The following is a 12,254-nucleotide window of genomic DNA, read 5'->3' on the forward strand; positions in this document are numbered from 1 at the left end:
CAACCCCTTCCGGATTTGCCTTGTCCCTAATATAGACGAATTTCCAAAAATCCCATCTTAATTTTACCCGATCTAAGGTGAAAAAACATGAGCGCTGTGCTACAATATTGGAATTGCAACGGCAATCTTAGGGAGGGTTATTGAATCACATGCTCATTATTGGTATCGCCGGCGGCACCGGCTCGGGAAAAACAACCGTAGCCCGCTCCGTCATTGACCGTCTTGGAACGGGAAAGGTAACTTTCATATCTCAAGATAACTACTATAAGGATCACTCACATCTCAGCTTTGCTGAGCGTGAATCCATTAATTACGATCATCCTTTCGCTTTCGATAACGAGCTGCTCATTGAGCACCTTAAATCTCTGCGCGAAGAACAGACCGCATTCGCTCCCGTGTATGACTTTACAGTCCATGCCCGCTCCACTACAGAGACGGTAGAGCTGAAGCCAAACAATATTGTAATCATTGAGGGACTCCACGTCCTTTCTGACGAGAATCTCCGTGAAATGCTCGACATCAAGGTATTCGTAGATGCCGATCCTGATGTACGTATTCTCCGCCGGGTCCTTAGAGATATTGAAGAACGTGGACGGAGCATCCAGTCGATCCATCATCAATATTTGAGTACAGTTAAACCCATGCATGAAGCGTTTATCGAGCCATCCAAAAAATACGCTGACCTGATCATCCCTGAAGGTGGCCATAATGAGGTTGGTATTCAGTTGTTGTCTATCCTAACGGAGAAGCATCTATATAACGATTGGACGTCTTAAAGTCTTAATTAAGCGCTTCTAGCTAGCCGCAGAGAATCTCTCTGCGGCTTTTTTGGTGTGTATGAACCCATCCATGGTTTAGAATAATCCCCCCTCATTATGGTAATAGCTATATTTACAGCACCAGCGGAAGAGGGATAACAACAATGGGATTTCTGAACAGAACAATAACAAAAGTTTTTAAGAACCCTTCATTAGGGCACCCCAACCCCACTAAAGAATTACCTAAGGAACCTATTAAAGAAAAACTTCAAGATAATATTCAATATATAAAAACAACACTCGGCAATAGTACAGATCTTGTGATTAGAGAATTCTTTATTGGTTCCAAACACCAGATTAAAGCAGCTATTTTCTATACAGATGGATTGGCGGATAGTAAAGCTATTCAGGATTTCATTCTGGAATCCCTAATCTTAGAACTTCCAGATCCAAATCTTGATACACAAACAGCCAACTATCAATTATTAAAAGATCACATGCTCACTGTAGGGGATATTAAAGATGCGACGGAGTTCAATTCTTTATTCACCTCTCTATTATCCGGAGATGTGATCCTCTTACTCAATGGATATACCAAAGGGTTCACCATAGGCATGCGTGACTGGAAAGACCGTGGCGTAACGGAAAGTGCCACTGAAACGGTGATTCGTGGACCAAAGGAAGCCTTCACAGAAAGCTTACGCACGAATACCGCATTAATCCGGAGGAAAATAAAAGACCCCAATCTTTGGTTAGAAACACAGCAAATTGGACGTGTAACACAGACAGACGTAGCCCTCATGTACATCAATGGCATTGTTAGTGATGAGATTCTGCAAGAAGTACACTCACGTTTAGATCGGATCGACATTGACGGTATCCTGGAAAGTGGCTATATCGAAGAATTAATTGAGGATGAAACCTATACCCCATTTCCAACCATCCATCATACGGAACGTCCTGACGTTATAGCTGCTGCTCTTATGGAAGGAAAAGTAGCCATATTAGTAGATGGGACTCCTATAGTAATGACGGTGCCTACCTTATTCGTTTCCTTCATGCAGACAGCGGAAGATTATTATCAACGTGCCGATGTCAGCACCTTAGTACGGATGCTTAGATACTTCAGTATTTTCATTTCACTACTAGCCCCATCTTTGTATGTAGCTATTACTACCTTTCATCAGGAGATGCTGCCCACAACCCTGCTGATCAGTCTAGCCGCACAACGGGAGGGCGTACCGCTTCCAGCCTTTATTGAAGCACTCTTAATGGAGCTTGCCTTCGAGATTATAAGGGAAGCGAGTGTACGAATGCCTCAAACCATAGCCCAATCTGTATCCATTGTAGGCACCCTGGTGATTGGGACTGCGGCAGTTGATGCCGGCATTGTTTCTGCTGCCATGCTTATTGTCGTCGCTATTACTGCTATCTCCAGCTTTGTGCTGCCATCCTTCGATCTTGCCCTGACCATCAGAATGCTCCGTTTCCCGATGATGTTCCTTGCTGCATCTTTTGGTTTGTTCGGAATCATCATCGGGGTTATTGCGATAGTTCTTCATATGTGCAGCTTACGTTCCTTTGGCGTTCCTTATTTGAGCCCGTTTGCTCCCTATAATCTCGCCGATCAAAAGGACACCTTTTTTCGAATGCCGCATTGGGCTATGTTTACCCGCCCTAGGCTAATCAATAAAAAAAATATCGTTCGGGAAAAGAGCACACCACCGGAAAAACCGGGAGATCTCACAGAGGAATAGCCCCTGAAACCTTGACCTATGAAGTGATAAATTGGAGTGAACAAAGCCATGCTCGAAAAAGGTAAAATAAGTACTCGCCAGCTTACCATACTGGTTATGTTCCTTACGATCGGGGACTCCATTCTCGTAATCCCCCCTTCCACTACACACTACGCCAGACAAAATGCCTGGATTTCCGCATTAATTGGCATGATCGTAGGTTTACTAGCCATCTATATGTACAGCAAGTTCGCAAAGTTGTACCCCAAACTAACGCTTATTGAGGCGATTCAAAAGGCTTTTGGAAAATGGATTGGGACTATTCTATCGCTTTTGACCTTAATGTATTTTCTTATCGTCACCGTTGGAAGCATGCGAGAACTCAGTGAGTTCGTTACATCCGAAATATTACCGAGAACCCCTATTCCGGCTGTTTTAATCTTATTCATGATGATCGTGATTATGGCTACACGACTAGGTATTGAAGTCATAGGACGAGCTGGAGAGATCTTTACACCTATGATTATTATCCTATTTCTGATTCTGACGGTCGCAATTATTCCTCAGATGGAGATTGTCCGATTACTGCCCATATTGGAGGATGGCATAAAACCAGTGGTGAGAGGGTCTATTTCCATTACGGCTTACACCTTTTTAGAACCGGTTGTTTTTCTAATGTTTCTCCCTTATGTACACCAACAACAAAAGATAACCAAAGGCTTATTACAGGGCTGTTTCTTAGGCGGTATTATTATCTTCCTGACAATCACTATTTCCATATTAGTGCTGGGTCCGGATCTGACAACCAGGGATATCTATCCCAGTTATAACATTGCAAGGCGCATATCCGTTGGTGGTTTCTTCGAGCGTGTGGAAGCCATGATAGCACTACTTTGGATGTTAACCTTGTTTATAGAAGTTACCTTATACTTCTACGCTTTCGTTCTGGGGTTGTCTCAATTATTCAAACTAAAAGAGTACCGAGTCCTAACTCTACCCACAGGATTAATTTTGGTTACACTAGCACCTATTATTGCGCCAAATTACACCTATTACAACAAAGTATTCGATAATTATTGGGTGTACTATGTTATAACCTTCGGGTTATTTCTACCTTTGGTGTTGTTAGGTGTGGGGATGTTTCGAAGGGCACTGAGCAAAGGCTTAAAATCTAGAAGCTAAAGATGGGCTGGGAGTCATGAATACCGAAAGATCTAACGGAGGATTAAACCATGAAACGAAGATCGCTTCTGATTTGTGTTCTTATTCTCATGCAACTATTTGTAACAGGTTGCTGGAGCCGCCGAGAATTAAATGATCTTGCGATTGCTGTAGGAATAGGTATCGATAAAATTGGAGATCAATATCAAGTTTCTGCACAAGTGGTCTTACCCAGTCAAATCGCTGGCTCAAAGGGAGGCTCTCCTCAGGCACCAGTCAACCTTTACAAAGCGACGGGGCATACCGTATATGAAGCCCTTAGGAAAATCACAACCGTTAGTCCACGTAAAATTTATATCTCTCATTTACGAATCCTAGTCCTTGGCGAGGATTTGGCGAAAGAGGGAATTAGTGATGTTCTTGATTTCATGTCAAGAGATACCGATACACGAAATGATTATTTTATAGTGGTAGCAAAGGATGCAAAGGCAGAAGATGCGTTGAAAATATTAACCAGTCTTGAAAAGATTCCTGCCGTGCGATTGTTTTTCAGTCTGGAAAGCTCGGAGAAAAATTGGGCACCTACATCTACTGTGACATTAGGAACACTAATTACAGAACTTGTGAGTAGGGGTAAGAATCCAGTCTTAACAGGTGTTGTCATCGAGGGGAGTGTAGATGTAGGAGAAACTCCGAATAATGTTGAAACGGTAGACTCTCCAACAGAATTGAAATACTCCGGATTGGCCGTATTCAAGGAGGACAAATTGATTGGTTGGCTAAATCCTGAGGAATCAAAAGTGTATAACTATTTAACCAATAAAGTTGAGAGCACTGTTTTCTATATCCAATGTCCCGAAGGTAAAAAGGTTTCGCTTGATGTATTTGAAGCCCGTTCCAAAATGAAAGGCAGCATCCATAGTGACAAACCAGAAGTCAGTATTGAGCAACATATAGAATCAGATATAGGAGAGGTTCAGTGTAGAAATCTAGAACTGACAGACACAAAAACTATCACCGAATTAGAACAAATCGCCAATAAAAAAGTCCAAAATTTATTTAAAACTACTATTAAAAAGGTACAGAATGAATACAAAAGCGATATTTTCGGATTCGGCGAAATCATCCATCGTTCTAACCCGCAGGCGTGGAAGAAACTGCGAAACAATTGGGATGAGACCTTTGTTAACCTTCCAATAAGCGTAAAGATGGATATTAAGATTCGCCTGTTAGGGAAAGTGACTAACTCTTTCCTAGAAGAGACGAAGTGATGAATTGGAGTGAACAAAACCATGTATAACATCGCAAGGCGCATATCTGTAAGTGGAATCTTTGAGTATCGAGTGTTAACCTATTACTACACTTGGTTTTGTTAAGCGCAGTAATGTTCAGAAGAGCACTGAGTAAAGACTTAATATCTCGAAACTAAATGGTTTGGGAGGTTGTGAATATTGGGTATAGTAGTGATTCTCATAGTTGTAGCCATTATAGCAGCCATTGAAGTTCCCCTTATGTGGAGGAAAAAATTAATCAAGGAGATGTGGATTTTCTCATTTCTTCTGTTGCTGGGAACTTTCTTCAGTCTTATTAATGCGTTACATATTTCGTTCTCTAACCCACTGGGATGGATGATATTTATCTATAAACCCGTCTCCGAGCTGGTAAATGCCTGGTTATCCTAAAATGGGACTGAACCATTCCCTTGAGATGGCTTAGTCCCCATGATTAAACGACGTTGCCAAATCAGCAAGCGCCCTAAAGTTTGTTGCTAGCCGTTCACGCGCCAGCCAGTAATAGACTTCCTGGCCTCTCTTTTTATGGTCAACAATGCGGGCATCCCGTAGGATTTTGAGATGATGTGAAATCGCTGGCCTGCTTATTTCGAATTCACCTGCAATTTCCCCAACATTCAGCCGACCTTTATTCCCTAATAACGTAACAATCCGAATCCGAGTAGGATCACCAAATGCGGTGAGAAACCGTGTGATGCTGTTGATATCGTTAGGTTTAATCTCTTGCGGTTCTATCTCCCCACCCCGATTCGTAAATAAACTTAAACATACTCACTTGTTGAAACTACAATAAAGACCTCGTAGATTCTCTAACAATTAATTCTGCCGGAAAAATCTGATGCGCATGATTAACCTTCTTATTGATGAGATCAAAAAGAATCTTAATCGTTGCTTCCGCAATCTCCACTACCGGCTGCTTGATGGTAGTAATAGAAGGATTATAATAGAAAGAAATATCCAGTCCGTCATAACCAGCCACAGAGTAATCTTCCGGGACTCGCTTGCCCGCTTCAAATATCGCCTTACAGGCGCCGATAGCCATACTATCTGATAAGGTGAAAATAGCGGTGAACTCTTCTCCTAACTCTAGCAATTCTTTTGTAACCGCATACCCATTCTCCATGCTGTAACTGTCGATATCTTCTTTCATCCGCCGCACTAACCGTTCATTATAAGTGATTCCATGATCAGCTAAAGCCTTTTTATAACCTTCATATCTTAACTTACCGATACTTACATCTTCTTCTGGTGCAGTAATGACCGCAATTTTCTCATGCCCCTGATTACATAAATAGTCGACAATTTTATAACTCTCATTAAAGTCATCGACAGATACAGAAGAATAGTCGCTCAAATCAAACTCTTCCGTCATCCCAATCGTACTAAGGACAAATGGAACCGTTAATTGCTGTAATTTCTCTTGAGAGTGTGAGAATAGCCCTCCTAAAAAGACAATTCCCTTCAACCGTTTTTCTTTCTCCAACTCAATTGCCACTTCGATCTCATCTTGATTCTCATCAACTCGTTGTAGGATGAAGGAGTATTTCTTGCGTTGGATCTCTTTTTCGAACACTTTGATCATCGGGCTAAAAAATGGATTGGATATCCCTTTAATCAATACTGCAATCGTTTTCGAATCAGAACGTTTTAAATTTCTTGCACTGTTGTTCGGGACATAATGATTTTCCTTGATAACCCTCATAACCATAGCTTTTGTTTCTTCGTTAATATCCGGATGATTGTTAATAGCCCTTGATACAGTAGTCACGCCAACACCGCATAATTTGGCGATGTCTATAATAGTCAGTCTCTCCATTTCTATCTATCCTTTACTTGTTAGTATCTATCAAACTCCTTAATCCTTATTCAACTTCATAGTCAAAATAAGAAAGCAGGGGATTCCTGATGGTCACCCATCAAGAAAAACACCCTACTCGCTTCTTACATGAATATTAATTTATTTAACGAGGTAGATCAAGCTTAACCCTTAACCGCACCTGCAACGACACCTTCGATGATGTACTTTTGACAAGTCAGGTAGAAAATGATGATTGGCACAATAGCTAAGACCAGCATCGCCATCATAGCTCCCATGTCAATCGATCCGTATCCACCTTTTAAGTACTGGATCGCAATAGGAATCGTTTTATACTCTGTACCAATCAGCAGGTCTGGCAATAGGAAGTCGTTCCATACCCACATTACATTAAGGATAGCTACAGTTACAGCAATAGGTTTCAGGATGGGCAATACCACTTTAAAGAAGGCCTGAGGTGGATTACAGCCATCAATCATTACCGCTTCTTCAACTTCAAGCGGGATAGACTTCACAAATCCACTAAACATAAACACAGACAGCCCTGATCCAAACCCTAAATAGATTAAGATAATCCCAATCGGATTGTCGAGATGCAGCACGTTTGCAGTCTTAGTCATTGTGAACATAACCATTTGGAAAGGCACGATCATCGAGAATACAAACGCATAATACATCATACCTGTGAATTTGGACTTCACCCGGGTAATGTACCATGCAGTCATGGAAGTAAATAACACGATCACAGCCACCGAGCATACCGTGATAAACAAGGACATTCCGAAGGCACTGAAGAAATCAATCTTTGCTGCACCACTAGTATAGTTCTTTAAACCAACAAATGTAGTCTCATTAGGGAATAAGAACGGCGTATCACTAATGTAGAACTTACCCTTGAAGGAGTTCATCAGAACAATAAAAATAGGAGATAAGAACGCAATGGCCAAGACCAACAAAATGGTGAATATGGAGTAATCTTTTGCTCTAGTCTTTTGCATTAGTTCTCAACCTCCTTTCTTCTAGTAATGACAAGTTGTATTAAGGCGATTAAGGCTACTAAAGCAAAGAATACGACGGCTTTCGCTTGACCGACACCTTCCCATCCTGATTTTCCGTAGAATGTATTGTAGATGTCCAGTGCTAACATGGAGGTCTGCTTAGAAGGAGCACCAGCGGTTAACGCTAAGTTCTGGTCAAACAATTTAAATGAATTGGATAAGGTTAAGAATAAACAAATAGTAATGGACGGCATTACGAGTGGAATAGTCACATTACGCAAAATCTTAGAACGTGAAGCTCCATCAATTCTTGCGGCTTCTACTATATCTTTAGGAACATTCTGAATACCTGCAACATAGATAATCATCATGTACCCTATCAATTGCCAATTCATAAGAACGATTAGTCCCCAAAATCCATACGTTGCATCAGAGGTCAAAGTGACACCGAATTTGTACAAAATCCCATTAAAAATCAACTGCCAGATGTATCCTAATACGATACCGCCTATCAAGTTAGGCATAAAGAAGATCGTTCTAAATACGTTGGTACCTTTTAGCTTTCTAGTTAACAACATCGCCAAGATGAAGGCGAACACATTAATAGTAAGAACAGATAAAACTGTGAATTTAACAGTGAAACCTAATGCATTTAGAAACTCTTGATTCGAAAAAGCTTTAGCGTAATTGCCAAACCCTATCCATGTTGCATCATTGACTGTAGTAAACTCTGTAAAAGACAAATATATACCCAACAGAAAAGGGATCACAAAGGCAATTCCAAAGGCTATTATGGTCGGTAATGCAAAAAGAGCAAAATATTTTTTTATCGATTTTTCCATGGAGTCTTCTCCTATCTCAGTATGGAAAATGATGAAACAGATGTAGCAAGATCCACTCCAATTGTTGCTTAGTGCCACTGAATCCCGAGGGAGCCCAGTGGCACTAAGCTTTTATCTGTATGACAACTGAGTGTTATTCAAGCATCTTTCCATGCATTTATTATTTTGCTTTTTCAGCCTTCCAAGTGTCCTTGAAGATGGTTACGACTTCATCCCAAGTTTTGTTTCCTTGAGCGTATTGCAAGAGGGCATCACCAAAAACGTTTTTGAATTCTTCACTTGGGAATGCTGCGAATGTCCAAGCTACAGAAGTAAGATCTTTTTCCATCCAAGCAGATACTTCTTTAGCAAGTGGGTCTGCTGGTTTTTCACTGTCTTTAAAGGTATTGAATGGAGCGATGAAACCCAGATCGTTAGTTACATAAGCTTTACCTTTTTCACTGGAGAACAACCATTCCAAGAAAGCGATAGAAGCTTGTTGGTTCTCAGCAGATACTTTGCTGTTGATTGCGAAATAGTTTTCTGTACCTACAGCCAGACCTTGTTTTTCTTCGCCTTCCATACCTGTATAAATAGGCAAGAATTTGATTTCTTCAGCTTTAACTACGTTACCGTCAACATCGTTGATTTGTGACCAAGCCCAGTTACCATTTTGAACCATAGCTGCGTTACCAAGTGCAAATTCAGCCATGGAGTCAGCTACGGATTTACTACCCAGCAAGGATTCTTTAGTTACAGAGTTCTTGATATACAGATCGAAGATGTTTTTAAATTTATCGTTGTATTTGAATTCAACTTCTTTAGAAGCTAGACCCGCAAGAACGGTGTTATCAAACTCAGTATTGTCTTTGAATTCATAATACAGCGGCAAGTTTGCAAGGTGAGTCTGCCATCTCCATTGCTCACCAGCAGCGAGGGAAGTGGAGGCGAATACACCTTTAATGCCCAGTTGGTCTTTTTTAGCCGTCATATCTTCTACTACTGCTTTCAAAGTGTCGAAGTTATTGATCTCAGTTGTGGAGGAGATCGATACCGCTTTATCAGCCAAAGCGAAGTATTTCTTCATAATTGCGTCGTTGTAGATGATGCCGTATCCTTCAACTACGTAAGGGATACCATACACACCTTCACCTTCAGTTACAGCCAAGCTTTTGTCGGACAGATAGCTGTAAAGCTTAGTATCTTTCAAATCCAAGGTGTAGTCTTTCCAGGATTGAAAACCAACAGGTCCGTTAATTTGGAAAATAGTTGGCGCTTCAGACTTGGAGATTTCGGATTTCAATTTAGTTTCGTAAGTACCCGCAGCAGCTGTTACAACTTTTACCTTAACTCCTGTTTCTGCTTCGTAATCCTTAGCGATCTTTTCATATATTTCTGCAATCTCAGGTTTGAAGTTCAAGAAATAAACTGACCCTTTTTTACCAGATGTAGCGTTTCCATCATTGGATGCAGAATTATTTTCTTTATTCCCACATCCTGCCGCTAAGACAACAACCATAGACATTACTAACATGAGCCCTAAATATTTTTTGATATTCTTCATTCTTCTTCCCCCTCGTACTTTTTATTAGATTACCTCGCATGAAGACGTTCCGATGCTGTTAGTGAAAATTATGTCAGCGTTTTCATTTGCTTAAGTAATCCCCAGCCCACTTTTTGGTATCCTTATCGGTATCCTTATCGGTAACGTTTTCAATTGAAATATTAGCACACCATTTTGAACTTTTCAATAGCCAATCTTTTAGAATCATTTTATGGAAAAACTGCCCACGGCAAACCTTGCAAGCGTTATAATAGGATCATCCTTATTCATGAATGGTGAATGCTTAGGACATACTAATGGTTAAGACCCATTAAATAACTATGAATAGGTGATTGCATATTTTATCTCTGATCGAACAGTATGAGCTACAATTCTCCAATAATAATTATTTTGGCGATATCGGGGTAGATCCCTCCTACTCAATTGTAGAAGGCTCCCTTCCTGTACTTGTCTCAGCTCCACATGCCATTAACCATTTTCGAGAACATGCTGTAAAACCAGCTGACATGTATACAGGCTCCCTTGCCCTCTTGTTACAAAAGCTCACTAATTGCTACTGTATTTATTCAAATAGCTTCTCCAAAGAAGACCCAAATTACATCTTAGGCGGAGAATATAAGGCTGCGCTACGAGCGCTTGTCAAAGAACATCGCATTCAGTTTGTGATCGATCTGCACGGGGCTTCCAAACTTCGAGAGTTTGATATTGATCTAGGGACTCTGTACGGAACCTCTATACGAGAAAATAATTTAAATGACGTCGTAGGCATCTTTAACAATAATGGTATTACCAAAGTTCGACAAAATCATACATTTTCCGCATCCCATCCTGGAACGATTACTTCATATTGCGCTAAAGAATTGTTAGTTCAAAGTATTCAAATTGAAATTAATCGAAATTATCGTAACCCGAATGCGTTTGATTTATTCCAAAAAACCATTCATTCCCTTGAACAAATCATTAAACTATTGGGCGGTGTCTGACATTATTATCGAGCAAACCTTTACTATTCTAGACAAACAAAGCCTTCAGCCTCGTGAAGAAATCACAATGAACTCTGAAGAGTTAAAGGAATTAGGTTTAGTCCAGCATATCTTCGTTGATCTTACAGCAGAGAATGGTGTGAAAGTCAGCTGTTTAATTTTATCGGCAGATGAGGTGCCAAGAGGTTCAATCCAATTATCCAAGCGGGCAAAGGACAAGCTTGGGGACTGCCTCACTGCAGGATTAACTATAACGAAGCCAGAATACGACACAGTTCTTCGGGGAATTCCTAAAGTGGACGAGATTGCTAAACCCTATGTAAAAGCCTGTCCAGCACTCGTCCGTAAATATACGAATCAAGTAGAACTTATCAATCCCAAAAATGGCTTCCGGGTAAACCTAACTTTACGAGAAGATAGCACAGCCAAACCGAATACCCTTTACTTCAACAGATACATCATGTTATTGCTGGAAACCCATTCCGAGGGGCATGACCCATTAATCATTACTCGCGCTAGGACGCGTTCTCAACCCAAGCCAGGCATACATAAACTTATAAATCAACTGATCCAACGGTCCTTAAGTGCATTAGGGAACTTTTTTATTGGCAAAAGAGAGCTCACCCTCAGAGTGGGCCATCCTTACCCTTTTGATGAGCACCAGAATTTATGCAGAATTCATCCGAATGTTAGAAAACTGCTAGGCATGGAAGAAACAGATCAGATCGTGATCACCTATAATTCAAAACAAATCACCATCCCCATCTTAGACATCGATACGGAGCATATTGCCCAGTCGGTCAAGCTACATGCGGATAATGAGCAACTTAAATTTATCGACAGCCACTTATTTATCGGGATCACCGCCTTATCGCGTAACGAGTTAGAAATCCCAAGCATCGGCACATCAGTTACCGTAAAAAGAAGTATGTACTCCTTATTCCTAAAGCACTTAAACAAACTGGTCTTACCTGTTATCGCTTTGTTGTTCACCATAGTACAGCTATATAAAGATTTGAACTGGAGCATCGCTCTGACCGTCATCATTTCTCTTGTGTTACTTCCGATTATCATCTACACAACACTATCTGAGGAACGCGCCAAAATTAATTAAATGGAGGGATT

12 protein-coding genes are annotated in these 12,254 nt (G+C 40.7%); 7 read left to right on the forward strand and 5 right to left on the reverse strand.

Translation table 11 applies throughout. The features are described from left to right. Nucleotides 1-149: 149 nt before the first annotated feature. From udk to MHH60_RS12420, 5 genes are all read left to right on the forward strand, one after another. On the forward strand, nucleotides 150-776 hold the full coding sequence (gene udk / locus MHH60_RS12400; protein WP_036687251.1) for a uridine kinase: 627 nt from the start codon (nucleotides 150-152) through the stop codon (nucleotides 774-776). A 146-nt stretch (nucleotides 777-922) separates the two neighbouring features. After that, on the forward strand, nucleotides 923-2,515 hold the full coding sequence (locus tag MHH60_RS12405) for a spore germination protein (protein WP_076135418.1): 1,593 nt from the start codon (nucleotides 923-925) through the stop codon (nucleotides 2,513-2,515). Nucleotides 2,516-2,551: 36 nt separating this feature from the next. Further along, a complete protein-coding gene (locus tag MHH60_RS12410) occupies nucleotides 2,552-3,676 on the forward strand; it encodes a GerAB/ArcD/ProY family transporter (RefSeq protein ID WP_179088903.1) in 1,125 nt (374 codons plus the stop codon). A gap of 50 nt (nucleotides 3,677-3,726) precedes the next feature. Continuing rightward, on the forward strand, nucleotides 3,727-4,926 hold the full coding sequence (locus MHH60_RS12415; protein ID WP_076135415.1) for a Ger(x)C family spore germination protein: 1,200 nt from the start codon (nucleotides 3,727-3,729) through the stop codon (nucleotides 4,924-4,926). Nucleotides 4,927-5,106: 180 nt separating this feature from the next. Continuing rightward, a complete protein-coding gene (locus MHH60_RS12420) occupies nucleotides 5,107-5,337 on the forward strand; it encodes a hypothetical protein (RefSeq protein ID WP_256715120.1) in 231 nt (76 codons plus the stop codon). A 30-nt stretch (nucleotides 5,338-5,367) separates the two neighbouring features. Here MHH60_RS12420 and MHH60_RS33260 read toward each other — a convergent pair whose 3' ends face one another. From MHH60_RS33260 to MHH60_RS12440, 5 genes are all read right to left on the reverse strand, one after another. Then, a complete protein-coding gene (locus MHH60_RS33260; protein ID WP_080742665.1) occupies nucleotides 5,368-5,682 on the reverse strand; it encodes an ArsR/SmtB family transcription factor in 315 nt (104 codons plus the stop codon). Between the two features lie 49 nt (nucleotides 5,683-5,731). Next, nucleotides 5,732-6,763, reverse strand: coding sequence for a LacI family DNA-binding transcriptional regulator (locus MHH60_RS12425; RefSeq protein ID WP_076135411.1), 1,032 nt, complete (start codon nucleotides 6,761-6,763; stop codon nucleotides 5,732-5,734). A 164-nt stretch (nucleotides 6,764-6,927) separates the two neighbouring features. Then, nucleotides 6,928-7,761, reverse strand: coding sequence for a carbohydrate ABC transporter permease (locus MHH60_RS12430; protein WP_076126965.1), 834 nt, complete (start codon nucleotides 7,759-7,761; stop codon nucleotides 6,928-6,930). Further along, entirely contained in the window at nucleotides 7,761-8,603 is an 843-nt protein-coding gene (locus tag MHH60_RS12435; RefSeq protein ID WP_036687240.1) for a carbohydrate ABC transporter permease, read from the reverse strand. Before MHH60_RS12435 ends, MHH60_RS12430 begins: the two co-directional genes overlap by 1 nt. A 160-nt stretch (nucleotides 8,604-8,763) precedes the next feature. Further along, nucleotides 8,764-10,146, reverse strand: a complete 1,383-nt coding sequence (locus MHH60_RS12440; protein ID WP_076107314.1) for an ABC transporter substrate-binding protein — start codon at nucleotides 10,144-10,146, stop codon at nucleotides 8,764-8,766. Nucleotides 10,147-10,478: 332 nt separating this feature from the next. Here MHH60_RS12440 and MHH60_RS12445 point away from each other — a divergent pair, with 332 nt between their 5' ends. Then, nucleotides 10,479-11,129, forward strand: a complete 651-nt coding sequence (locus tag MHH60_RS12445; RefSeq protein ID WP_076135409.1) for an N-formylglutamate amidohydrolase — start codon at nucleotides 10,479-10,481, stop codon at nucleotides 11,127-11,129. After that, nucleotides 11,095-12,243, forward strand: coding sequence for a hypothetical protein (locus MHH60_RS12450; protein WP_143766701.1), 1,149 nt, complete (start codon nucleotides 11,095-11,097; stop codon nucleotides 12,241-12,243). Before MHH60_RS12445 ends, MHH60_RS12450 begins: the two co-directional genes overlap by 35 nt. Nucleotides 12,244-12,254 lie beyond the last annotated feature (11 nt).

Source organism: Paenibacillus sp. FSL H7-0716, assembly GCF_038002705.1.
Taxonomy (GTDB): Bacteria; Bacillota; Bacilli; order Paenibacillales; family Paenibacillaceae; genus Paenibacillus_AQ; species Paenibacillus_AQ odorifer.